This window comes from Nocardia sp. NPDC052566, from assembly GCF_044547285.1.
Lineage (GTDB): Bacteria > Actinomycetota > Actinomycetes > Mycobacteriales > Mycobacteriaceae > Nocardia.
The window spans coordinates 51,447-75,108 of sequence record NZ_JBIUAF010000002.1 but is presented as its reverse complement, the minus strand read 5'-3'; the positions used below and the strand labels follow the sequence as shown (position 1 = coordinate 75,108).

25 protein-coding genes are annotated in these 23,662 nt (G+C 67.6%); 5 read left to right on the top strand and 20 right to left on the bottom strand.

All coding sequences use genetic code 11. The annotated features are described in order from the left end of the window. Positions 1–31: 31 nt before the first annotated feature. From ACIG5A_RS07740 to ACIG5A_RS07690, 11 genes are all read right to left on the bottom strand, one after another. On the bottom strand, positions 32–916 hold the full coding sequence (locus ACIG5A_RS07740; protein ID WP_397239015.1) for an aminoglycoside phosphotransferase family protein: 885 nt from the start codon (positions 914–916) through the stop codon (positions 32–34). 33 nt (positions 917–949) lie between these two features. Then, entirely contained in the window at positions 950–1,522 is a 573-nt protein-coding gene (locus ACIG5A_RS07735; RefSeq protein WP_397239013.1) for a hypothetical protein, read from the bottom strand. A gap of 157 nt (positions 1,523–1,679) precedes the next feature. After that, the gene (locus tag ACIG5A_RS07730) at positions 1,680–2,651 is read right to left on the bottom strand and encodes an MlaD family protein (RefSeq protein ID WP_397239011.1); all 972 of its coding nucleotides are present in this window, start codon (positions 2,649–2,651) and stop codon (positions 1,680–1,682) included. Continuing rightward, positions 2,648–3,706, bottom strand: a complete 1,059-nt coding sequence (locus tag ACIG5A_RS07725; protein ID WP_397239009.1) for an MlaD family protein — start codon at positions 3,704–3,706, stop codon at positions 2,648–2,650. Before ACIG5A_RS07725 ends, ACIG5A_RS07730 begins: the two co-directional genes overlap by 4 nt. Next, positions 3,703–4,803 (bottom strand): MlaD family protein, encoded by a 1,101-nt coding sequence (locus ACIG5A_RS07720; protein WP_397240570.1) that lies wholly within the window; start codon positions 4,801–4,803, stop codon positions 3,703–3,705. The genes ACIG5A_RS07725 and ACIG5A_RS07720 overlap by 4 nt, the downstream gene beginning before the upstream one ends. Continuing rightward, entirely contained in the window at positions 4,803–5,843 is a 1,041-nt protein-coding gene (locus ACIG5A_RS07715; protein WP_397239007.1) for an MlaD family protein, read from the bottom strand. Before ACIG5A_RS07715 ends, ACIG5A_RS07720 begins: the two co-directional genes overlap by 1 nt. Further along, positions 5,840–6,844: an MlaD family protein gene (locus ACIG5A_RS07710; RefSeq protein ID WP_397239005.1), complete on the bottom strand. Its 1,005-nt coding sequence runs from the start codon at positions 6,842–6,844 to the stop codon at positions 5,840–5,842. Before ACIG5A_RS07710 ends, ACIG5A_RS07715 begins: the two co-directional genes overlap by 4 nt. Beyond that, entirely contained in the window at positions 6,841–7,893 is a 1,053-nt protein-coding gene (locus ACIG5A_RS07705; RefSeq protein WP_397239003.1) for an MlaD family protein, read from the bottom strand. Before ACIG5A_RS07705 ends, ACIG5A_RS07710 begins: the two co-directional genes overlap by 4 nt. Before the next feature lie 5 nt (positions 7,894–7,898). Further along, positions 7,899–8,762 (bottom strand): MlaE family ABC transporter permease, encoded by an 864-nt coding sequence (locus tag ACIG5A_RS07700; protein ID WP_397239001.1) that lies wholly within the window; start codon positions 8,760–8,762, stop codon positions 7,899–7,901. Next, a complete protein-coding gene (locus tag ACIG5A_RS07695; RefSeq protein WP_397238999.1) occupies positions 8,762–9,595 on the bottom strand; it encodes an MlaE family ABC transporter permease in 834 nt (277 codons plus the stop codon). The genes ACIG5A_RS07700 and ACIG5A_RS07695 overlap by 1 nt, the downstream gene beginning before the upstream one ends. Before the next feature lie 199 nt (positions 9,596–9,794). Continuing rightward, positions 9,795–10,886 carry a calcium:proton antiporter gene (locus ACIG5A_RS07690; protein WP_397238997.1) on the bottom strand — a complete coding sequence of 364 codons (1,092 nt, stop codon included), beginning with the start codon at positions 10,884–10,886 and terminating at the stop codon, positions 9,795–9,797. Positions 10,887–10,938: 52 nt separating this feature from the next. On the opposite strand from ACIG5A_RS07690, the gene ACIG5A_RS07685 reads away from it, so the two are divergent. Next, positions 10,939–11,313, top strand: a complete 375-nt coding sequence (locus ACIG5A_RS07685; protein ID WP_397238995.1) for a DUF4377 domain-containing protein — start codon at positions 10,939–10,941, stop codon at positions 11,311–11,313. Here the strand turns inward: ACIG5A_RS07685 and ACIG5A_RS07680 are convergent. Then, on the bottom strand, positions 11,310–11,702 hold the full coding sequence (locus ACIG5A_RS07680) for a nitroreductase/quinone reductase family protein (protein ID WP_397238993.1): 393 nt from the start codon (positions 11,700–11,702) through the stop codon (positions 11,310–11,312). The two genes, ACIG5A_RS07685 and ACIG5A_RS07680, sit on opposite strands and share 4 nt — an antisense overlap. Before the next feature lie 179 nt (positions 11,703–11,881). Here ACIG5A_RS07680 and ACIG5A_RS07675 point away from each other — a divergent pair, with 179 nt between their 5' ends. After that, entirely contained in the window at positions 11,882–13,027 is a 1,146-nt protein-coding gene (locus tag ACIG5A_RS07675; RefSeq protein ID WP_397238991.1) for an FG-GAP repeat domain-containing protein, read from the top strand. A 3-nt stretch (positions 13,028–13,030) separates the two neighbouring features. On the opposite strand, the gene ACIG5A_RS07670 is transcribed toward ACIG5A_RS07675, so the two are convergent. Then, positions 13,031–13,834: a transglutaminase family protein gene (locus ACIG5A_RS07670; protein WP_397238989.1), complete on the bottom strand. Its 804-nt coding sequence runs from the start codon at positions 13,832–13,834 to the stop codon at positions 13,031–13,033. Positions 13,835–13,936: 102 nt separating this feature from the next. On the opposite strand from ACIG5A_RS07670, the gene ACIG5A_RS07665 reads away from it, so the two are divergent. Next, on the top strand, positions 13,937–14,590 hold the full coding sequence (locus ACIG5A_RS07665) for a phosphate signaling complex PhoU family protein (protein ID WP_397238987.1): 654 nt from the start codon (positions 13,937–13,939) through the stop codon (positions 14,588–14,590). 120 nt (positions 14,591–14,710) lie between these two features. On the opposite strand, the gene ACIG5A_RS07660 is transcribed toward ACIG5A_RS07665, so the two are convergent. Continuing rightward, complete coding sequence (locus tag ACIG5A_RS07660) at positions 14,711–15,625, bottom strand: LysR family transcriptional regulator (RefSeq protein ID WP_397238985.1); 915 nt, start codon at positions 15,623–15,625, stop codon at positions 14,711–14,713. Positions 15,626–15,695: 70 nt separating this feature from the next. Here ACIG5A_RS07660 and ACIG5A_RS07655 point away from each other — a divergent pair, with 70 nt between their 5' ends. Next, positions 15,696–16,835: a TDT family transporter gene (locus ACIG5A_RS07655; protein ID WP_397238983.1), complete on the top strand. Its 1,140-nt coding sequence runs from the start codon at positions 15,696–15,698 to the stop codon at positions 16,833–16,835. 238 nt (positions 16,836–17,073) lie between these two features. On the opposite strand, the gene ACIG5A_RS07650 is transcribed toward ACIG5A_RS07655, so the two are convergent. The 4 genes from ACIG5A_RS07650 to ACIG5A_RS07635 all read right to left on the bottom strand — a co-directional run bounded on the left by ACIG5A_RS07650 (position 17,074) and on the right by ACIG5A_RS07635 (position 20,819). Next, the gene (locus ACIG5A_RS07650) at positions 17,074–17,985 is read right to left on the bottom strand and encodes an RNA polymerase sigma factor (protein WP_397238981.1); all 912 of its coding nucleotides are present in this window, start codon (positions 17,983–17,985) and stop codon (positions 17,074–17,076) included. A gap of 38 nt (positions 17,986–18,023) precedes the next feature. Continuing rightward, on the bottom strand, positions 18,024–18,890 hold the full coding sequence (locus ACIG5A_RS07645) for a haloalkane dehalogenase (protein WP_397238979.1): 867 nt from the start codon (positions 18,888–18,890) through the stop codon (positions 18,024–18,026). 129 nt (positions 18,891–19,019) lie between these two features. Beyond that, positions 19,020–19,904, bottom strand: a complete 885-nt coding sequence (locus ACIG5A_RS07640) for an RNA polymerase sigma factor (protein WP_397238977.1) — start codon at positions 19,902–19,904, stop codon at positions 19,020–19,022. Positions 19,905–19,949: 45 nt separating this feature from the next. Continuing rightward, positions 19,950–20,819, bottom strand: coding sequence for a haloalkane dehalogenase (locus ACIG5A_RS07635; protein ID WP_397238975.1), 870 nt, complete (start codon positions 20,817–20,819; stop codon positions 19,950–19,952). Positions 20,820–21,359: 540 nt separating this feature from the next. Between ACIG5A_RS07635 and ACIG5A_RS07630 the strand changes: the two genes are divergently transcribed. Then, positions 21,360–22,049 (top strand): HNH endonuclease family protein, encoded by a 690-nt coding sequence (locus tag ACIG5A_RS07630; RefSeq protein WP_397238973.1) that lies wholly within the window; start codon positions 21,360–21,362, stop codon positions 22,047–22,049. 7 nt (positions 22,050–22,056) lie between these two features. Here the strand turns inward: ACIG5A_RS07630 and ACIG5A_RS07625 are convergent, their stop codons facing one another. After that, a complete protein-coding gene (locus ACIG5A_RS07625; protein WP_397238971.1) occupies positions 22,057–23,079 on the bottom strand; it encodes an NAD(P)-dependent alcohol dehydrogenase in 1,023 nt (340 codons plus the stop codon). Then, positions 23,076–23,522, bottom strand: coding sequence for a hypothetical protein (locus ACIG5A_RS07620; protein WP_397238969.1), 447 nt, complete (start codon positions 23,520–23,522; stop codon positions 23,076–23,078). The genes ACIG5A_RS07625 and ACIG5A_RS07620 overlap by 4 nt, the downstream gene beginning before the upstream one ends. Between the last annotated feature and the right edge of the window lie 140 nt (positions 23,523–23,662).

Below are 23,662 nucleotides of genomic sequence, written 5' to 3'. Positions count from 1 at the left end.
GTGCCACGCACACCAATTTTCCGGTGGGGTTTCAGCGCATCGCCCACGGGCCGATCTCGCGGACCGACGGATAGCCCGGGTCGGTGCTGTCCTGGTCCTCGACGAACCACAGCCAGTTCCGCACCGCCTGCACCAATGTCCAGGCACGCGCCCGGTCGGCGTCGAGACCGGCGATGTCGACCACGGCGGCGAAGCGATCGTCGAGCGCCGATTCGGTCCGGCGGCTCCACAGCAGCGACAGGGTGGTGAATTCGAGATCGCCCGCCAGCGGCTGGGGATCGATGGCAAGCCACGGTTCGCGCGTCGCGGCGAGTACGTTCTCGAAGTGCAGGTCCTCGCTCACCAGCAGCCGATCGGCGGTGGCGCCGAAGTGCGCGCAGGCTTCGACGGCGGCGTCGAGCATCTTGCGCGGGAACGGTTCACCGAGCCGCGCCCAGTCCGCGGGCAGTTCCCCGGCCCAGACCGCCGACTCGGCGCGCAGGTCGCGGGAGATGCCCGGCGGTGCGGCGATGGCGAGCCTGCGCATGAGTTGCGCGGTGATGCGCACCGCGTCATCGATCGGCTCGTGCTCCAGCGAACGATCGGATTCGAGGCGTTCCATCAGCAGCGCACCGTGTTCGGCGTCGCTGTCGAACAGCAGCACCGCGCCGTCACCGGCCCAGGCCGCCAGCGCGACCGGTTCATCGCGGGTCTCGGGTGTCAGGTAATTCAGCTTGAGGATGGCGGCGGTACCGTCGTCACGGCGCACCGGCAGGACCAGGCCACCGTAGCCGTGCATCGATGGACCGTCGACGGTCAGCCGCCAACGATCGGTGAATCGCGCTGCCAGCGTGGGCAATTGATCGAGCCAGGCACGCGCGGGCGCGCCCTCCTGATCGGCGAGTCGTTCGGCGAAATACGCAGGGACAAGGGTCACCGACCGAGCATCTCAGCCGTGTCCAACGGTTTTCTACGGGAAGCCGGGCGGTGCGGGGAGGGATGGCGGCTCGCCCGGGTTCGGCGGGACGAGTTCGGCGCCGGGAATTCCGGGCGGCGGTTCGTTGCCCTGAGGTTCGCTTCCACCCTGCTGCTGCGGGATGCAGATCCGGCTCCCGTCCGGTGCCTGTCCCCACTGCGCGACTATGCCGTCGTGGGAGCAGTCCTCGCCCATCTGGTGATCGCCGCCCTGGCCCTGGGGGACGCAGACCCATTCCGCGTTGTGCAGGCGCCATTGCGCGACGGTGCCGACGGTGGAGCAGTCGTCGCCGATGCGGCGGGCCGGTGTCGGCGGCGGCACCGGGCGGTTGGGGCCGGAGGTAGCGGCGGGCAGCGGCGAGGCCGCGGCCGGGGCGACGGTGGTCGGGATGGTGGCGGTCGGGTAGGTGGTCCGCGCGTACCTGTCCACCGAGTCCTGGTTGGACCGCAGCGTCAGGCCGATCGCGACGACGAGGGCGAGCGCGGCGACGAGGACGGCAGCGATGGTCAGGACGCGGGTGTTGGTCGGCGCGCCGCCGCCCTTCGGTCCATCGGTCGGCTCCGTCATCGTCAGGCCCTCGCTTCCGAGTAGAGAACTACCGTCACGAAAAGCACATCCGCAATGGACGCGATCGAGTTTGCTGATCCGAAGAGCAACATTTCCATCCGGCGTAAGCCCAGTTCAAGCCTATTCAGAAATGGATGCCATTAAGTAACCAAGCGAGCTATTTGATGCCGACCCGCACCCGTACCGCATCGTCGCCGGTCTGATGCAGCGCCTGCGAGATCAGCGCGCTCAGATCGATCTGCGGCGCCGCGCCGACGACGGCGTCGGTGAGCGGACGCAACCCGGGCAGCAGCGACCTGAGCTCGGGACCGACCTTGTCCATCCATTCGGTCACCTGCTGCAGGAACGGCACCAGCCCGTTGCCCTCCAGGTACATCTGCGGGCTGTTCCCGGTCTCGGCCAGCCTGCCGACCGCCTCAACCAGGTTGTCGAGCGCCTTGCCGAACTGCACCAGGTCGGGCGCGGCGGCCGCGGTGGCGGGCCCGGCCCAGGCGATATCGCCCGCCGCCAGCTGGAAGCTGTTGAGCAGGTCGGCGATCCGCGGCGCCCTGGTCATGATGGTCGAGGCGAGCAGGTCGCCGGAGCGCGCGAGCTCGGGCATCACCGACTGGGTGCCCGAGATGGACCGGCCCAGTGTGTCGACGAGCGAGCCGATCACCTTGGGGTCGAGCTGGTTCATGGTCTTGGTGACCAGCCTGGCCACCTCGGGAATGGACAGCGGCGAGGTGACCGTCTTGGTGTCGAGCCGCTGACCGTCCTTCAGATACGGCCCGTCACCCGTCTTGGGCACGAATTGCACATACGGCTCGCCGAGCGCGGACAGCTGCTCGATGGTGATGGTGCTGTCGGTCGGCACCCGCTGCGTGCTGTTCACCCGGAACCGCACCTCGACGCCCGCGGCGGTGTTGTCCACCGCGGTGACCTTGCCGACCGGGATGCCGGTGAGCAGGATCGGCGATCCGACGCCGAGACCGCCCGAATCCTTCAGCACCATCGAGGCATTGGTGTACTCGGCGAACGGATCCGCGCGGATCACGCCGAAGGTCAGGTAGCTCGCGCCGAGCACGGTGATGGCGGCGATACCGCCGAGCGAGGCCAGCGAACTCAGCTTCATCGGACCCAGCTTCATCGCACCGCTCCGATCATCCGCAGGGTTGCCACGATCCGATCCACCTGTTCCTGTTCGGACACTCCCGAATTCACCTGCACGCCGGTGATATTCACCTTCGGTCCGTGCTCCGCGAACGGAATGATCTTGTCCCGCAACAGCGCGACGAGCAGCGCCATATTCGACGGCTGCCGCAGATCGAGCGGACCGCCGGTCAGCAGCGGTACGTAGGCCTGCAATGCCGCGTCGGAGGACTGCAGCAGCGGAGCGAGCCAGGCCAGCGACTGGCCGACAGGGCCGAGCACGCCGAAAATCTTGGTGACGCCCTTGATCGAATTCACCGCGGCGGTAACCTGCTGCACCGCTTCGGGATTGAGGATGTCCTCCAGCTCCGGCCGGACATCGCGCAGCACCTGGGCATTGGTGCCGAGACCGTAGAGCAGCTTGTCCACCTGGTCGAGATTGGCGGCCAGATCCGTGAAGTCGCCGCCCATCACGTTGGCGATGCGCGCGGTCTCCTTGGGATCCTGCGGCAGTACCGAATTGAACCGGGCAATGATGTCCTGCAACTGGCCGACCGCGCCGCCCTGAACGAAGAAGGCCATGGCGGCCATGGTGTCCTCGAGTTGCACCGGCGGCTTGGTCCGGTCGATCCCGATGGTGCCGCCGCGCGGCAGCAGCGCGCCGAATCCGTCCGGTGGAGTCGTCAGCGCGATGTGGATGTCACCGAGCACGGTGTTCTGCCGCAGCTCGGCGATGGTCGTGGTGGGCAGCCGCACCGACTCCGAAATCTCGGCGTCGACGACGACATAGCCGCCGCGGCCCGGCGGCGCCTCGGCCGCAGGCACCACCGTCACCGCCTTCACGGTGCCGACCTGCGCGCCGTTGGCGATCACCTTGGCGCGGGCAGGCAGATTCAGCACGTTCGCGAATTCGATCCGGATGTCGTAGGTGCGCCCGGCCACCGAGGTGCCTGGCACCGGAACGGACGACGGATCGAACGCGCAGCCGCCGACCGCGAGCGTGGCCGCCGCGGTCAGCGCGACGGCAATGTGCCGCAACGAGATTCGTTTCATCGAGCACCTGCCAATCCCAGGACCAGCTGGGTCAGCTGGACATCGACCATGCCGTTCTGCGCGCCGCCGCAGCGGCCCGGCGCGATCGCGTTGATCGCCGCGCACACCTGATCGGCGTTCTGCTGCGGTATCCGCACCCGCGGCGGCGCGTAGGTGAGCGCGGGCGCGCCGGTCGACGGGTCGGTGACGGTCCGGAACGCGGACGCGAGCGCCGGTGTCATCAGCACCACGTCACGCAGCGAACCGATGTTGGCGCGCAACAGCTTCACCAGCGGCACGGTGGCGTCGAGCGCCTTCAGGATGGGGTCGCCGAAGAGCGTGGTGATGTCGTTGAGCATCGGCAGCACCTGGCGCAGCCCGTCGAACACCTCGACCGCCGGGCCGAGCAGTTCCTCGCTGGCCTGCGCCAGCGCGGGGCCGATACGCACCAGCATGCTGCGCAGATCACCCCAGTACTGGTTGACCTTCTTCGATACCGAGGCGAACGCGTCGAAAATGCCCGCGAGATGGGCGATATCGGCGTCCGGCGCCTGCAGTGCCGACCCGAGCTTGCGTACCAGGTCGTTGATCTGCGGCCCGGTGCCCGCCGACGCCTTGTCCAGCGCGGCCAGGCCGTCGGCCAGCGAATTCGGTTGTGCCGGATCGGGTCCGTTGAGTTGCGCGGACAGATCGGCGAGCGCGGTGAGCGTTTCGGTGAGGCTCTTCGGCGTCAGCGTCTTGGTGATGCATCCGCCGGTCCAGCGCTGGGTGTTCTTACCACTGGCCAGCACCGCGAGATTCCGGTCGGCGACCACGGTATCGGAGACGGTGGTGGCCGAAGAGTCCACGTAGACCGGGTATTTCGCGTCGACCTCGAAGTCGACGCGCACATCCTTGCCCTGGTTGCGCACCGAGGTCACCGAGCCGACGGCGATACCGCGCATGGTCACCTGATTGCCCGGGTACAGCCCGATGCTGTCGGACATGACGGCGCAATACGATTCGGTCTTCTTCAGCGGATCGAACGCGATGAAATAGCCCGCGACCGCGACGACAGCGATGACCACCGCACCGGCGATCGACATGAACGCCTGCGAGCCGAGCACCTTCTTCAGCATCAGCACGGCCTTCCTGGCAGCGGGATACAGATCTTGCTCAGGTCGACGCCACCCGGCGCGGTGACCGTGTCGCCGGAGCGATCGACCACGACGCCGCTCTCGGGAATCACCAACTGCCGCAGCTTCTCTTCGAGGCTGCGCACCGTGCCGATGACCGGCTCGAGCTGCTGCCCGAGCTGTTCGAGCCGCGGCAGCGCGTCGGCAAGCTGCTGCGCCTTCGGCTTCAATTCGCGGTCCCACGTCGGCGCGAGCGCGGCGACCCGCTGCACCACGCTCGCGAGCAGGGCGACGGCCTCGCGCATTTCGGCGCGCTTGTCGACGAGCACGGTCTCCAGCAGGTTGGCGTTGTCCATCAGCCTGCGCAGATCGCTCTTGGCGCCGTCGTACATCGACACGTATTCGTCGGCCACCGCGATGGCATTGGACACCTGGGTGCGCTGACGATCGATCGCGTCGATGTAGGAGCCGACGGTATCCAGGGTGGTGCGCAGGCTCTCCGGCGCGCCGCTCACCGACTTGTCCAGTGCGGCAAGGTTCTTGCGCAAGGTATCGCCGTCGATCTTGCTGAGCGGCGCCGTCGCGTCCTGGAAGGTCTGCACCAGGCTGTAGGGCAGCCGCACCCGGTCCTGCGGAATCGGCTTGTCCCCCAGCGGCTTCGTGCCCGCGGGGAACAGCGCGACGTAATGCCCGCCGACCACCGTCAGCATCCGCACGTCCAGCGAGGACTGATCGCCGACGAAGACGTCCGAGTTCACGGTGAACCGCATGATCACCCGATCCGGCTGCAGCTCCAGCGATTTCACCGTGCCCACCGAGATACCGGCCAGGCGCACATCGTCGCCCGGCTTCACCGACTGCGCCTCGGACAGCTCGGCGGTGTAGGTGGTCTTGCCGAACGGCACCACGTACAGCAGCCCGGCGACGATCAGGCCGATCACCACGAGCACCGCGCCGACGATGCCGAGCCGCACCTCCCTGCGCAGCCGCGACGGCTCGTCGAGCACCGGTTTGTCACCGAACCAGCCGCGCCAGAACATCATCCGTTGCACAGTGTCACCCGCTGTCCCGCGATCAGCACCTGCAACTGCTTGGGCAGCTGCGCGGTGCCGTTGCTGCATTCAGGCTGCCAGCCCGCCGTCCCGCGCGGCATCGCCGCGTCGAGCGCGCTGAGCAGTCCTGGCAACCTGCCGAAGACCTCGACCGCCTGCTTCGGATCCGGGAAGATGCTGCGGATCAGCGCGTCGATGTCCTGGCCGCTGTCCTTGGTGAGCCCGACGGTGCCGAGCAGCCGATCGATCGGACCGAGCACCGAGGGCGCCGACATCGCGAAATCGGCCAGCCCGCCGATGTTCTGGCGCAGCGCCTCGAAGACATCGGTGAGCCGGGCGAGCAACGGCACCAGATTGTGCACCCGCCCGCCGACCTTGTCGGAGATCTCGGACATGTTGCGCACCAGGGTGGCGATCACTTGTTGGCGATCCCCCGCGTACTTGGCGAGCTTGCCGATCGCGTCCATCGCGGGCCCGAGCCCGGAACCGTCGCCCTCGATCACCGCGAGCATGCTCTCGGTGAACTGGTTGACCGATTCGGGAGACATGGTGGCCAGCACCGGTTTCAGGCCGTTGAACAGGCTGGTGACATCGAAGGACGGGATCGTCATATCGGCGCCGACGCGTGCGTCGGCCGCCAGCCGCGTACCCGGATTCGGCCGCTGCTGCAGATCGATATAGCGCTGGCCGGTGAGGTTCTGATACCGGATGGCCAGCGTGCTGTTGTCGTAGATCGGCGTCGAAGTCCGCACCGTCAGACGGACTTTCGCCTTGTCGCCATCGAGCGAGATGCGCTCCACCTTGCCGACCTGCACGCCGTACATGCGCACGTCGTCGCCGACCTTGAGGCCGTTCGCGTCGGTGAACAGCGCGTCGTGCGCCTCGGTGTCACCGGCCACCGGCCGCTTGATCGCGGTGAGCACCAGCGACAGCACCACCACCATCACGGCGGCGAAAAGACCTAGCCGCCAAGCGGCGCCACGGATTGTCACTTTCCACCTCCCTGTGCTGGGGGTAGCCCGAGCAGCGGTACCGCGAGCGCGGGCACGCCGCGCAGGTCGACCTCCAGGTTGAGCACCGGACCGCCTGCCGAATCCGGCATGGCCGCGCGCAGCCGCTCCAGCAGCGCGCGCAGTTCGACGGCGGACTGCTGCGGGCGCGGCACCATCCGCGCGAGCACGGCGAGTACCGGCGCGAGCATGTCGGTGGTCTCGCTGAAGTAGCCGCCCGCCGTACTCGCGGTCTTGGCCAGTTCCGGCAGGATGCGGTCGGTGAGCGCGGCGACGCCCGCGTCGTAGCGTTCGCGGTCCTTGCCGTCCTTCAGAATCCGGATGTCATGGATCTGGTCGAGCAGCTGGATCACCGCGCCGGCGAACTGACCGCCGCCGTCGAAGGCGGGGCCGAGATTGCCAACCAGCTCGGACGGTTTCATGGTCTGGTTGTCGGCGACCGTGCGCGCCACCGTGATCAGCGCCTGCACCAGCGGCGTGAACGCCTGGAAGTCCGCGGACACCTGCGCGATGACCGTGGCCATCTGCGGGGTCAGCACATTCGCGCCCACCTGGGACAGACTGCGCAGCAGGCTGCCCATGGTCGCGTCGTACACGGCGTCGGAGCGCTTGCCGGTCAGATCGATCACGGCGTCGTTCTTCAGCGGGGATCCGCCTGCGCCGCGGTGCAATTCGAGCTCGCTGATGCCGAACAGGTTCGCCGGCGCGTAGTCGACGCGCAGGCTGTCATCGATGCCGTAGAGCCGGGACTGGTCCAGCTGCAAGCTGATTCGCTGCGTGCCGCGTGCGTCGGGGGTGATCCGCGCGACCTTGCCGACCAGCACGCCGTCCAGGCGCACCTGGGTGCCCTCCGCGACGCCGTCGCCGATCTGCTCGGTGTGCAACGCGATGCGGAGTCCGTCCTCCGAACGCGCGTTGCGGTAGATCGTCGTCGCCAGCGCCACCACCGCGACGAGCAGCAGGATCAGCCCGCCGACCAAGCGCGACTTGCGTTGGTCGGCGGCGACTCCCGGCATTCCGTACTTCGCCATCGCCCCTACCCCGTGAAACTGATCGCCGCGTTGAAACCCCACAGCGCGATGGACAGCACCATGTCGATGGCGATGATCGCCACGAAGCTGGTGCGCACCGCGCGGCCCGACGCGATGCCGACACCCTCGGGCCCGCCGGTGGCGAAGAACCCGTAATAGCTGTGCACGAGGATCACCACCGTCCCGAAGATGGCAACCTTGATCACCGCGGCGATCACGTCGAAGCTGGAGACGAACTGGAAGAAGTAGTGGTCGTAGACGCCGGCGGATTGGCCGTGCACCAGCGTGATCAGCCCGCGGCATGCCGCGTAGGACAGGATCAGCGCGATCAGGAAGGTCGGGATGATGGCCAGCGCGCCCGCGACCACGCGGGTGGTCACCACGAACGGCACCGACCGCAGGCCGAGCGCCTCCAGCGCGTCGATCTCCTCGGAGATACGCATCGCGCCGATCTCCGCGGTGATCCGGCAGCCGGCCTGCGCGGCGAAGCCGACCGCGGCCGCGATCGGCGCGAGCTCGCGGGTGGTCGCGTAGGCCGAGACGATGCCGGTGACCGGGCCCATGCCGAGCATGCTCAGCGTCGCGAAGGATTCCACCGCGACCGAGGCGCCCATCACCAGCCCGAGCACGATCATCATCGGCACCGTGCCGCCGCCGACGACGACCGAGCCACGGCCCCAGGTCATATCGGTGATGGCGCGCATGGTCTCGCCGCGATACCGCTTCAGCGTCAACGGAATCGCCGAGAGCACCTGCCAGACGAACACGGCGACGAACCCGAATGAGTCGACCGCGCGCAAAACCCGGCTGCCCCTGCGGAAGTAACGCCGCAGCCAGTGAAACCCCTTGGGGGCGTACGAAGTAGCCATCAGGCCAGCCTGGTCGGCAGGAACATCGCGGTGATCTGGGTGGCGACCAGGTTCACCAGCACGATCGACACCACCGAGAGCACAACCGCCGCGTTCACCGCGTCGGCGACGCCACGCGGGCCGCCCTTCGCCTCGAGCCCGCGCTGGCAGGCGATGACGACAACGAGAAATCCGAAGATGAGCGCCTTCACCAGCGAGACCCACACATCGGCGGTCGTGGTGAACGATCCGAAGGTCGCCCAGTAGCTGCCCGGGGTGACGCCCTGCCCGGCGATCGCCACCGCGTATCCGGCGAGCACGCCGACGAAGATGATCAGTACGTTCAGCAGCGGCGCGATCACGAGCATGGCCGCCATCCGCGGGATCACCAGCCGGTGCACCGGATTGATGCCCATGGTGTTGAGCGCGTCGATCTCCTCGCGGATGGTGCGCGCGCCGAGGTCGGCCGCGATGGCCGCGGCGCCCGCGCCGCCGAGCAGGAAGCCGGTGGCCATCGGCGCACCCTGTTTGATCACGCCGAGGCCGCCGGTCGCGCCGAGCAGCGAATCCGCGCCGAGGGTGTGGATGAGGTTGCCCACCTGCACCGAGACGATCACGCCGAACGGGATCGCCATCAGGATGGCCGGGATGGTCGTGACGGTCACCAGCCGCCAGGCCTGCAGCACCGCCTCGCGCCATTGGAACTTGCCGCGCACGACATCGCCGAGGCCACCGGTCACCGCTTCGTGCGCGAGGCCGACGGCACGCCCGAAGGTGCGCAGCGAGGACACAACGGTGTCGGAGAAGTTCTGGCGGACAACGGCGGCGGCCGAGTCTTGTAGATCCGGGGTCATCGGCAGGTTTCCCGCAGCGCACCGACGGCACGTGTTGTGTCGAAATTCATGGCGCACTCTCCGAATCCGGCGTCGATGCCAACTAACTGCAAGCTAATCGTTACGAATCGTCACAACAAAATCGGCCAGCTGTGATCCCGGCCACTCGCATGGCGAATCGACCATGACGGCTGGTTATGCGTGATCCGAATCACGACAATTAGGGACTTGCGGCGAGGAACACAAACGCCGAGAACACGGCCAAATGGACACCGCCCTGCAGCAAAGTGGCTCGACCGGGTACCACTGTGAGCACGCCGACGACGACCGTCAGCGCGAGCAGAACCATCTGCGTCGCACCCAATCCGAGCACCAGCGGACCCTTTAGCCAGATAGTTGCCACCGCGATGGCCGGGATGGTCAGGCCGATACTCGCCATGGCCGAGCCGAGCGCCAGGTTGAGGCTGATCTGCACGCGGTCGCGGCGCGCGGCGCGCACCGCGGCCAGCGTCTCCGGCAGCAGTACGAGCAGTGCGATCACCACGCCGACCGCCGAGGGCGGCAGCCCCGCCGAGGCGATCCCGGATTCGATCGCGGGCGACACCTGCTTGGCCAGGCCGACCACACCGACCAGCGCGACGAGCAGCAGCGCGAGGCTGATCAGCGTGGCGCGCACCGTCGGGCGCTCGTCGTGCGCGTCGTCCTCGCCGACGGCGCCGTCGCCCTCGACCGGCAGGAAGTCGTCCGGATGACGCACCGTCTGCACCATCACGAACAATCCGTAGAGCAGCAGCGAGGCCACCGCGGCGAAGGCGAGCTGTCCCGGGGTGAATTCGGGGCCCTGCTTGGTCGAGGTGAAGGTCGGCACCACCAGCGTGAGCGTGGCCAGGGTCGCGACGGTGGCGAGCGCCGCGCCGGTGCCCTCGGCATTGAACACCGCCACCCGGCGCCGCAGCGCGCCGACAAGCAGCGAGAGCCCGAAGATGCCGTTGCAGGTGATCATCACCGCGGCGAAGACGGTGTCGCGGGCCAGTGACGCGGCCTTGTCGCCGCCGGAAATCATCAGTGTCACGATCAGCGCCACCTCGATCACCGTGACCGCGACCGCGAGCACCAGCGACCCGAACGGCTCGCCGACCCGGTGCGCGACCACCTCCGCGTGATAGACCGCCGCGAGCACCGCGCCTGCCAGCGCGACCACCACGACGACCACCGCCACCGAGGGCAAACTCCGCCCCCAGGTGACGGCGAGCGCCACGGCGGCTAGTAAGGGAACTATGACGGTCCATCGGGTAGTGAGGGTGCGGATCATGCCTCCATCGTGTCAGCTAATGATCCGCATTCGTCGTACGTATGCTCGAGTGATGCAGCTACGACGTGGTAGAGCGGTACTGGCCTGCCTGCTGCTCGCGCCGGCACTCGCCGCGTGCGGTAGCGGTAAACCGGCCGAATCCGCCGCTCCCAGCAGCACTTCCGCGGCTCACTCGAAGGTGATCGGGCTGTGGGTCGCGGATCAGACCAAGCCGTGCACCGGTGTCGCGCCGATGACGTGCCTACAGGTCAAACGTAATCCGGACAGTGAGTGGGAGCTGTTCTACAACCAGATCGCCGGGTTCGAGTATCAGCCTGGCTACCACTACCAGCTCGAGGTGGAGGAAACGCCGGTGGCGAATCCACCCGCCGACGCCTCCTCGGTGTCCTACCGGCTGATCAAGATCGTGAACAAGGTGCCCGTCTAGTCCAGGTCGATACGGACGGTCAGCAGGTTCGTGCCGAACAGGCGAACTGCCGCGCTGTTCCCGCGCGGCAGTTCGCGCAGCCGGGCGAGTGCGTCGTCCTCGGGCACCGGATGGGCGGTGCCTGCGTGCCAGTGGCCGCGCAGGCGCAGCCGAACCCGGTTGTCCGCCTTGATATTGCGGATGTACTGCGAGCGCTCGCCGAATTCGGAAACCAGCCAGAACTGATTGCCGACCAGGCGTCCGCCGATCGGCGTGATGCGCGGCTGCCCGCTCTTGCGTCCGGTGGTTTCCAGCAACTGCTGGGTGGACAGTCGGCGCTGGATCGGGTTGATGACCCTGCGCTGCAATGTGGTGACGAGCCGGTGCTGCACATCGTCCTTCTTCGGCATGGGGCGACGGTAACACCGCGACGGCCCGGTGGCGGGAAATGCCACTGGCACTGTGCCGGATCAATTCGCGTCCGCGCTGGGCACTCACACGAATTCCGATGAATGCCAACGATTTCCTGTGATGAGCGCCATAGAGTCCTGGCCCTCGGTATCAAACCTGCCCGACCTCAGGAAGTCCCATGCGCAATTCACTACATCCTCGCGGCGTCGTCCTGGCCGCAGCCACCGCCGCGTTATGCCTGACCATTCCGTCCGTCGCCCATGCGGCGGGCTCGATCAATTTCGCACCGAAGGTGGATTCACCGTCGGGCGGCCAATTTCCGTCGTGGGGGCCTGGGCCATCACCCATCGGCACCGTCACCGCCGACTTCAACGGCGACGGCAAGGCCGATATCGTCGCCGCCGATTTCTCCGGCGCGGGCCCGATCCTGATGACCGGCAAGGGAGATGGCACCTTCAACGCGGGCACCAGGGTCGGCGATGTCGGCAACGGCTACGGCGCGGTGGCTGCCGGTGATCTCAACGGCGACGGCAAGCCGGACGTCGTCGCGCAGGCGTGGACCTTCCTCGCGGTCTTCCTCAACAACGGCAACGGCACCTTCAAGGCCGCCAAGACCTATCCGACCATCGAAGGCGCACAACAGGAAGTGATCGTCGCCGACGTCAACGGCGACGGTAAGCCTGATGCGCTCAGCCTGCTGCCCGCGGGCGTGCAGACCTGGATCAACAAGGGCGACGGCACGCTCACCGCCGGCGCGGCGACCACCATCCCCGGCACGCCGGGCGCGTTCACCGTCGGAAAGTTCAACGGCGACAACAAAATCGACATCGCCATCAACAACGACGCACTGCAGCAGGTGCAGGTGTTCACCGGCGACGGCGACGGCAGCTTCACCCAGCGTGGTTCCAGCACTTCGGGTTTGATCACCGAGGACATCAGGGCCGGTGACTTCGACGGCGACGGCATCGACGACATCATCACCGCCGACTCGTTCTCCTTCAGCACCACGCTGCTGGTTTCCGACGGTCAGGGCGGATTCAAGAAGACCAACCGGGTCAACCTGTCCGGGCTCGGGCCGACCAGCATCGCGGTCGGCGATTTCAACGCCGACGGCAAGCTCGACGCGTGCATGTCGGCGGTGCTGAACTCGAAGATGGTGATCTTCACCGGCAAGGGCGACGGCAGCGTCACCAAGGACGGCGAATTCGATGTCACCTCGCAGCCGCAGACACCGGTGGTCGCCGACTTCGACAAGGACGGCAAGCCCGACATCGTGGTCGCGGGCAGCGCGAACGCGGTGTCGTTCCTGAAGAACATCTCCTGACGATCACCAGACCGACAGCGGCGAGTGGTGGTCGTCGAACGGCAGCGGTCCCTCGACGATGGCGTTGACCCACATGCTGTTCACGATGATGTCGCCGCCGTGGTTGTCCAGGAAGGCCACATCGGAGGCGTCGCGGCCGGTGGCGATCCGGACCATGGTCGAACGCGGGGCGAGGCGGGTGGCGTCGAACGCCCGCCAAGTCCCCTCGACATAGGCCTCGACGACGGTGTGGAAATCCATCGGCACACAACCCGGCGCGTACACCGAGGCGAGGCGCGCAGGCACCTTGACCGCGCGCAGCAGTGCGACGACCAGATGTGCGAAATCGCGGCAGACGCCGGTGCCGGACAGGAGCGTCTCCACCGCGCCGTCGGTGGGATCGCTGCTGCCCGTCACGTAGCGTAACCGCCTGCCCACCCAGGACGACACCTGTGCGGCCAACTCGGCATGGGAAGCGCCGGTGGGGAATTCGGTCATCACGTAACCGAGCAGCTTGTCGGATTCGGCGAAGCGGCTCGGGCGGAGATAGACGGCGAGATCGTAGTCGGAGACGAGTTCCCTCATGGCGTTGCCGAATACGGTCGCGCCGTAGCTGACCTGCAAATTGCCGGTGCCACAGGCGAATTTGTGGATGCGGCTGCCGTGCGGGCCGATGATCTCCTGCGGGGTGATCGCCCGGCCGTCCAGCGCGAACGTCAGCGATTCGCGCACATCCAGGCCCGGTTGCCTGGCGGCGGCGATCTGGAACTCGAGCGTGGTCGGCCCCGTGACCGCGATATCTAGCTGAGCCGAAAGATCGCGCTTCACCACACAATATTGCCAGCCGTGCGGCGGAGCGCCCCACGCGAATCCACTGTCCCAGCCGGATTCGAGTACCCGCCGGGCCGAATATGGGCGAGAATTTGGCAGGTGCGGACTCAGTTCACTCGCGAGCTCATCGCGTTGACCAACGACTTGACGCTGATGTGCCGGCTCGCGCACGACGCGGCCGAGCGGGTCACCGATGCGCTCGTCGGCGCCGATCTCACCGCGACCTATGAGGTATTCGCACTGGACGAGCAACTACAGAAGATGTATGGGGCGTGCGAGGCGCGCACCGTGGTGCTGCTCGCGCTGCAGGCGCCGGTGGCACGGGACCTGCGCCACGTGGTGACGGCGATCCAGATCGCCAGCGAACTGTCCCGGATCGGGTGGCTCATCAGCCGGGCGGCGGATCAGGTCTACAAGAGTCATCCCGAACATGTCGCGCCCCAGCCGATTCTGACCATTCTGACCGATATGGGCAGGCTCGCGGCGCATCGGACGTCCATCGCGGGCGAGGGCGTGGCCACCGGGCAGCACGGCCAGGAACACGGATTCCCCTCCCGGGCAATGGACGAGCTGCACCAGCGATTACACAACGCACTCGGCGCCTGGACCGAACCGACCGACGCCGCGATCGACATCGCACTGCTCGGCAGTCACCTGGAACGCTGCATCGACCACACCGACCGCATAGATCGCCTGATCCGCTTCCTGGACACCGGAATCCCCCCAACCGCCCAACCGGCCGAAAACACCTGACCGAGTAGCCGCTCGGATCGCCGGTGGGCGGCAGCGATAACGCCGAGCGCAGTCAAATGGCCCTGCGACACGCCGTTGGGAGGGGCCAGTTGACTGCGCTCGACAGTTGGGCAGCAGGTGTCAGGGGGTCGGGGTGCGGCGGGCGATGGAGTAGAGGTCGCGGGCTGGCCCGGTGAGGCGTTGGCCGGTGGGCCAGACGGCGCGCAGCGTGCGGTCGAGGTCGAGGCCGGTGACGTCGGGGGAGGCGAGGGTGCCCGCGGCCACTTCGGCGGCGACGGCCAGGGAGCTCAGGACGGCGGGGGCGACGTCGTTGGCCACCGCGGTTTTGATGGCGGTGGTGGAGGACAGCTCGAGGGCTACCTCGGCGTGCCAGCCGGGGAGTTGGCGAGAGACGGCGTGCTCGAACCAGTTTCGGGTGCCGGAGCCCGTTTCACGTTGGATCAGTGGGGTTTTCGCGAGCTCGTCGAGGGTGACCCGGCCACGGCGGGCCCATTTGTGTTGCGGCGCGACAACGACGACCAGCTTGTCCTTGGCGACCGCGTGACTCTCCAAGCCACGGAAGTTCTGCGGGCTCTCGATGAAACCGATGGTCGCCTTGCCGTCGAGCACCTCGCGGGCCACCAGCACCGAATTGCCGGACTCCAGCGCGATGGCCGCCTCGGGCACCATCGCGCGCAGGGTCATCAGCCAGCCGGGGAAGAGGTATTCGGCGATGGTCTGACTCGCCGCCACCCGCAGGTGCGAATCGCGCTCGGCGCGCAACGTGTCGATCCCGGCGTCCAACTGCTCGGCCGCGTCGACTACCGCGCGGGCCCATTCGGCGATCAATGCCCCGGCGGGTGTCGCCTTCGAACCGAGGGTGGTGCGCTCCAGCACCGGCATGCCGACCAGCTTCTCCAGATACCTGATGCGCGAAGAGGCCGACGGTTGGCTGATCCCGTGCGCTTCCGCGGCGCGACCGAGGCTGCCGAGCTCGATGACCGAGAGGAGCAGATCCAGCGCGGCCAGGTCGGGGACCCGCGGCGACAAAGTCATAGGATGAGTCTATGCATGCATAGGCGGATGTGGGCTACTCCACACGCCAGTCCGCCGCGATGCTGAATTCATGACCGCCACAGTGACCTTCCGCCCCGCGAGCAACTCGCGGCGTCTCTTCGGCGACTTCGACGCGCTTCGCCACCTCGGGCCGAACTGGTTCGCCGCGGTGATGGGCACCGGCATCGTCGCCAACGCGGCCGCCACCCTGCCGCTGCAGTTCCCCGGCCTGCGCGGCGCCGCGACCGGTGTGTGGGCGCTGGCCGCGCTGATGCTGGTCGCGCTGAGCACCGCATGGGCCGTGCAGTGGGTGCGCTTCCCCGAGAATGCCCGCGACCACCGCACCCATCCGGTGATGTCGCAGTTCCTCGGCGCACCCCCGATGGCGCTGATGACCGTCGGCGCGGGCACCCTGCTGCTCGGCCGCGACGTGATCGGCCTGTCCGCCGCCGTCGCCATCGACTGGGTGCTGTGGTCGGCCGGAACCGTGCTCGGCCTGATGACCGCCTTCGCCGTGCCCTACCAGATGTTCACCAAGCACCGCGTCGCTCCGGACGCCGCCTTCGGTGGCTGGCTGATGCCGGTGGTGCCCCCGATGGTCTCGGCCGCGATGGGCGCGCTGCTCATCCCCCACACCCCCGCGGGCCAGTGGCGGCTCACCATGACCCTGCTGTGCTTGGCCATGTTCGGCATCAGCCTGATCGCCGCGCTGATCACCACCACCCTGATCTGGTCGCGGCTCGTCCACCACGGCACTCCCCCTTCGGGCATGGTGCCCACCCTGTGGATCGTGCTCGGCCCACTCGGCCAATCCGTCACCGCCGCAGGGCTGCTCGCGAACGTCGCACCCGAGGCGCTGCCCGATCTCTACGCCAAGGGGATGAGCGTCTTCGCCGTCATCTTCGGCATCGTCGCCTGGGGCTTCGCCATGCTGTGGCTGGCGCTGGCCGGTGCGGTCACCGTAAAGACCTACCGCGCAGGCGAACTGAAGTTCAACCTCACCTGGTGGGGCTTCACCTTCCCCCTCGGCACCTGCATCACCGGCAGCACCGTCCTCTACACCCACACCGGCGCCTACCTTTTCGCCGCCGCCGCGGTGGCGCTGTACATCCTGCTGGTCAGCCTGTGGGCCACCGTCGCCGTCCGCACCGCCCGCGGCCTGGCCGCAGGCACCCTCCTCCGCCCGGCACCCGCCCCTGTCCCCAACTGAACCGAAACACGCTGCGGCCACAGCACCTCCACCTGGATCGCCGTGGCTGTTCGCGACCCTCGAGGCAGCCGCGGTACAGCATTGCGCCCGTCACCAACTGATCGGCCTGCTCGGCGACTACCCGGAGCCGTCAAGCTCTCGTTCGCTCGATCCAGCGCCGTCCCGGCGGAGTGAATCGACGCGAGGCTGCCGCAACCGAGCAGGCCGGTGCCGGCGGCCGCTGCGGTACCGCGCCCGCTCAATCCAGGATCGGGAAGCGGCCGGAGTGGAGCAGGCCGGTGATGGCGTCCATTTTCGCTTGGGGCGCGGCGTAATCGGGGTGGGCGCGCAGGATGGCGGCGGCGTCGTCGAGGCGGAGCATCTCGGCCGCGGCTTCGGCGATGGTGCGGCCGGTGGGGGTGATCGGGTGCGCGGTGAAGGCCGGGCGGGCGGGGTCGACACGGCCGAGGGCGATGGCCTTCTCGACGCGACGTGGGCAGTGGCAGAAGGCTTTCGGGTCGGCGAGGCCGCAGGTGGAGCGCATGAAGGTGGCGAGGCGATGCTTGGCTCGCTCGGCACGCTTCTGGAAGGCGGCCGGTGAGATGTCGAGTATCCAGGCGGCGTCGGCGGCTTTCAGGTCGAAGAGGTCGCCGAGTACGAAGGCGACCCGCTCGTCGCGGCTGAGACATTGCAGCATCGCCTGGGTGCAGCCGAGCCGCACCTCCTCCGCCATGACGGTGGCTTCGGGGCCCCGATAGTCCTCGGCGGCAAGACCATCCGCGAGATCGGCACGGAAGTCGTCCAGGCTCACCTGCTGCCGCTCCTGCGGTGACCGCCTGCGCAGGTTGAGCAGATAGTTCACCCCGACCCGGTACGCCCAGGTCAGCAGCTTCGCCTCGCCACGCCAGGTCGACAACCGGGTGATCACCCGAATCATGATCTCCTGCACCGCATCCTCGGCATCGGCGGGCATGCTCACCATCCGCAACGCCAGCCGATACAGCGGATCCTGCAACCGCCGCACCACCTCGGCCACGGCCCCCGCATCCCCGTCCACGGCCCGAGCAACCAGCTCCGCTTCCGCCGCCGCGACGGCAACGCCTACCTCGTCGGCCGCCCCCGCGCCCTGCGCGAATTCCGCACCGCCGTCCGCATGGCCACCACCGCTCATCAGCACATTGTCGCCCGCACCCGCCCGATGCTCTCTGCTCAGTTCGGGGCGGCGACTAGGTCGTGGCGGTGGAGCCAGGTGGCGATGGATTTGCCGATGGCTTCGGGTTGGTCTTCGGGGCTGTGGTGGTTGCCGGGGCCGACGGATTCGATATCGATGTTGCTGAATGTGGCTGCGGCCCAGGAGATCAGCTCCGGGGAGCCGAGGACGGCGCCGGGTTCGACGTGCATCAGGAGTTTCGGCGTGTCGGCGCTTTCGGTCATCCAGGTGCCGTAGTCGGTGACTCGCTGGGCGACATCGGCGGGCGCGCCGTCGAGCGGGAATTCGCGGGCCCAGGCCAGCATCGGCTTGCGCGAGTCCGGGGTCGGGAAGGGCGCTCGGTAGGCGTCGAGGTCGGCATCGCGCAGGCCGGTGATGAGTTCGGGGAGGTTGAATTCGATGAAGAGGTTGTCCTGGAGAACAGCCTGTTCGCCCTCCGGGGAGCGGAACTTACGGAACATGGCGGCCGACCCCTCGGGAAGTTCGTCCCAGCGCATCGGGCGCAGGAAGGTCTCGATGATCGCGATACCGCGCACCCGGCCGGAATGCCTTGCCGCCCAGTCCATGGCGAGTGCGCCGCCCCAGTCGTGGCCGACCAGGACGACGTCGTCCAAGCCGAGCGCGTCGAACCACGCGTCCAGGTAGCGGGCGTGGTCGGCGAAGCGGTAGGCGCTGTCGGGCTTACCGGATTCACCCATACCGATGAGATCCGGTGCCACGCAGCGGGCATGCTCGCTGACGTGCGGAATCACAGTGCGCCACAGGTACGACGAGGTGGGGTTGCCGTGCAGGAAAACCACCGGGTTGGTTCGCGCGCCGGTATCGCGGTAGTTGATGAACGAGTCGAGCACGTCGACGGTGGCCATGAGGTGTCCCTTCGGTGATCCGGCTTTGTTGCCTTCATTCCGTTTCGACACACGAACCCGGCCGACTCCGACAGGCCCGCACTGTGATCTGCGCCACTCGAATTCGGCCCGATCACGGCGCAGGCGAGGTCAGTCGAGGAGCGGGAAGCGATGGGAGTGGAGCAGACCAGCGATGGCGTCCATTTTCGCTTGCGGCGCGGCATAGTCCGGGTGCGAGCGCAGGACGGCGGCCGCGTCGTGCAGCCGGATCATCTGCTCCTCCGCTACCGCGGCGGTCCGCCCGCCGGGGCTGACCGGATGCGACATGTATTGCGGCTTGCGCGGATCGACCCGGCCGAGCGCCACCGCCTTGTCCACCCGGCGCGGGCAGCGGCAGAAGGCTTGCGGATTCGCCACTCCGCAGGTGGCGGTCAGGAAGGCGCCGATCCGTTTCTTGGCCCGCTCCAGGCGCTTTCGATACGCGGCGGGCGTCACCTCCAGGATCCACGCCGCCTCGGTGGAATTCAGGTCGAACACCTCGCCGAGCACGAAGGCGACACGCTCGTCCCTGGCCAGGCACTGCAGCATGGCCTGGCTGCAGTTGAGCCGCACCTCGCCGGAAAGCAATGTCGCCTCAGGTCCGCGATAGTCCTCCTCGGCCAGCCCGTCGGCCAGCCCCTCCGCGTATGTGTCGAAGCTGAGGTTCGCCGCCTCCTGCGGCGACTGCCTGCGCAGGTTGAGCAGATAGTTCACCCCGACCCGGTACGCCCAGGTCAGCAGCTTCGCCTCGCCGCGCCAGGTATCGAGCTTGCCGAGTACGCGCAGCAGGATCTCCTGCGTCGCGTCCTCGGCCTCCGCAGGCCGCCACACCATCCGCAACGCCAGCCGATACAGCGGATCCTGCAGCAGCCGAACCACATCCGCGATCGCCCCGCGCTCCCCCGCCACCGCCCGGCCGACCAGTTCGCGCTCGGCTACCCGCGCCGCCTCCGCCGCCGCGTCCCCCTGCTCGACCAGGTCCTCATCACTACCCACCCACCCATTCTGACCGACAACAAACATCCCGCCGTCAGGCGACGGTCACGGGGTGGCGAGCAGGGCGTTGCGGGTGATCCAGGCGGAGATCGCCTGCCCGATTTCGTCGGGACGGTCCTCGGGGGCGTGGTGGCCCGCGTCGGGGATCGCGGCGACTTCGGCGCTCGCGAATGTTTCGGCCGCCCAGGCGATCGCCTCGGGCGCCCCGAGGCCGACGCCGTTGTCCAGCCCCATGAGCAGTTTCGGCACCTCGGGACTGGCCGCGGCCCAGCGGTCGTAGTTCTCGATGAGCGCCACCACGTCGGCGGGTTCGCCGTCGAGGGGGAATTCACGCGGCCAGGCCAGCAGGGGCTTACGGGTTTCGGGGGTGGGGTAGGGCGCACGGTAGACGTCGTGGTCTTCCCGCGACAGGTTCGCGATGCCGTGGGGCAGGTTGAACTCGATGAACATGTTTTCCTCCAACACCATTCGCTCCCCCTCCGCGCTTCGGAACTTTCGGAACAGTTCGGCGCCGAGTGGCGGCATCTCGTCCCAGCCCATGGGCCGCAGAAAGGTCTCGATCAGCGCGATGCCGCGGATCCGGTCGGGATGCCGTGCCGCCCAGTCCATTCCGAGCGCACCGCCCCAGTCCTGGCCGACGATGACCAGCCGGTCCAGGCCGAGCGCGTCGATCCAGGCATCGAGATAGCGCGCGTGGTCGACCAACCGGTAGGCACTGTCCGGCTTACCCGAGGCGCCCATGCCGATGAGGTCGGGCGCCAGGACACGCGCCCGATCCGCGACATGCGGAATCACATTGCGCCACAGGTGCGATGAGGTCGGGTTGCCGTGCAGGAACAGCACGGGCGCCGCGTCGGTGCGCACGCCGGTATCGATGTAGTTGAGGTAGGAGTCGAGGACGTCGACGGTAGCCATGAGGTGCGCCTTCCGGATTCGGACTTGATTGCCTTCACCCGTTTGGACACAGGATTCGCCCCGGCTGTGACCGCGCATTCGGTGATGCCTGTCACATTCGCCAATTCCGTAGACATGCAGTAGTTCTAGGTCGATTACTGAGGGTCAGCTGAGAACTTTGCTCAGGCCAGCGCGTGAGCTTGCCAAATGATCTTCGCATATCTACTGTCTCAATACGTAGATAGCAGCGACTCCTCGGAGTCGCCCCAGATCATCACGAACGAGATCGACCACAGCGCGACACGGCTCCGGCGGGTCCTCCCCCTCATCAGTCCCACGGAGTCGTCGGGCGCGGAACGGTAGGGACAACCGACCGCGCATCCGCATGGTGCATCTCGCTTTGTGATCCGCCACCCCCGAGTCGGCGCCGGCACGGCGACTCGGGGGTGGCTCATTTTTCGCTGGCTGTGCCGAACCTCATACGCGACAATCAATTACGACGTCTCTGCCACGCGGTACGTTGACGCCCGTTCGAATCCTGATGAGGTTAGGCAGCTGGCGATGAAGTTCTCGGCACGACGACTCTCCCTCTTGGCCGTCGTGGTTGCGGCCCTGGTGGTGCCGGCCTGTAGCCGTGCGGCACAGGCGAATCCATCGCCCACCTACCCTGCCCCGGTCTCGAGCCGGGAAGCACTGGCCACTCTCGATTCGCTGCGCGTCGCCGGCCGAGCTGCCAAGACCGGTTACACCCGCGAACAATTCGGCCCGGCCTGGACCGACGACGTCTCGGTTCCCGGCGGCCACAACAACTGTGACACCCGCAACGACATCCTCAAGCGGGACATGGTCGACCTCACCTACAAGGACAACAAGCAGTGCACCGTCGCCACCGGCACGCTGCACGACGCCTACACCGGTAAGACCATCAAGTTCGTGCGCGGCCCGAAGACCTCCGACGATGTGCAGATCGACCACGTCATCGCGCTGTCCGACGCCTGGCAGAAAGGCGCCCAACAGCTTTCGGAGGAAAAGCGCCGCGACCTGGCCAACGACCCGCTGAACCTGCAGGCCGTGGACGGACCGACCAACCAGGGCAAGAGCGATTCCGACGCCGCGACCTGGCTGCCGCCGAACAAGGGCTACCGCTGCGCCTATGTCACCAGGCAGATCCAGGTCAAGGCGGCCTATCAACTCTGGGTGACCCAGGGCGAGAAGGACGCCATGACACGGGAACTCACCAGCTGCCCCTGATCGGCGACTACTCCGGCATCGCGATGACGACGTTGCCGAACGGGTTGTCGTCGCGGAAGTACCGGTAGGCCTCGACGGCCTGATCCAGCGGGAACACCCGATCGATGACCGGCCGCATACCGTGTTCGGCGATGGCGCGATTCATCGCCTCGAAATCGGTGCGGCTGCCGACGGCGATCCGGCGCACCGTCAAGAACTTTCCGGCGAGCAGGTCGCCGTTGTTCTGTCCTTCCGGCGCGGGGAACGCGCCCACCGTGGTAACCCAGGCGCCATAGGCCGCTGCCTGCAACGACTTCGGCAACGTCGGCATGCCGACACCGTCGAGCACATGCTCCACGCCCGCCCCGCCGGTCAGGTCGAGCACCGCCTGCCCCCACTCGGGGGTCGCGTTCCGGTCGATCACCTCGTCGGCGCCCAGCTTGCGCAACAACTCCGCCTTCTCGGGGCCGGAGGTGATCGAAATGACCCTGGCGCCGAGCATTTTGGCGTGCTGCACACCGAACAGCGCGACGGTGCCGGTGCCGACCGTCAGCACGGTCTCACCGGGCAGTACCGACAGCGGGCTGGTGAGTGCGGCCCAGGCGACCACACCGGCGCAGGGCAGCGTCGCCGCCTCCACATCGGTGAGGTGCGCGGGCACCCGCACCACCGAATCCTCTTCGACCACCGCATAGGTGGCGAGCATGCCGTCGAAGGTCGCGCCGTACTGTTCGCCGGCCTGGGCCAGGCTCTGCTTGCCCTCGATCCACCGCACGAAATACGACGCCGAGATCCGATCGCCGAGCGCGGCGCGAGTCACGTTGTCGCCCACGGCGATCACCTCGCCGACGCCGTCGGACACCGGGATGATGCCCGGCGTCGCGGGTAGCGGGTAGGTGCCGTCCATCAGCATCAGATCGCGCCGGTTGAGTGAGGCGGCGCGCACCTTCATCACCACCTGGTTCGGGCCCGGCGCCGGAATCTCCTGCTCCCTGACCGTGAGGCCGTCCAGACCGTGCCGCGGATCAAGGTGGTAGGCAACGGCACTCATCGCACACCCTCGATGAACTGGTAGTCCAGCTGGATGCGGCCGTCGGCGGCGAGCCCGAACACGTCGTAGCCACCGCCCGCCACCGTGCCGTCGGCCTTGGACACCATGTTCCAGGCGAGACCGATCAGGCCCGCGGGCAGCTGTGTCGGCGCGCCCGCCGCTTCGAACGCGTACTCGCCCGGCTCGATGAACATCTCGTAGGCACGCGCCACTCTGGCGAGTAGTGCGGCATGTCCGCGCACCTCCAGCGACGGGACGGTAAAGGAAAGGGCCGCAGCGGCTTCCCGGATCTCCAGCGGCGGATCGACCAGAACCTGCACACCGTCGTCGGCCCAGATCTCGCGAATCAGCTTGGCGCGCAGCTCCGGATCGGATTCGCTCCACTGTGCGACCCACCGCTGTGCGAACTGGGCCATCTCGTTCTCATCGAATTGCTTGCTCATGGGACATAGTTTTACGACCGGTTGACGGCTGCGCGATTCCCTCCAGGGAATGGAGGTAGACCCCCTCCGGGGAATGAGATCGGCTCCCTCCAGGGAATGACGGGCAAGCGGGCAGAGAACCCGCAGCACTAGCCCCCATA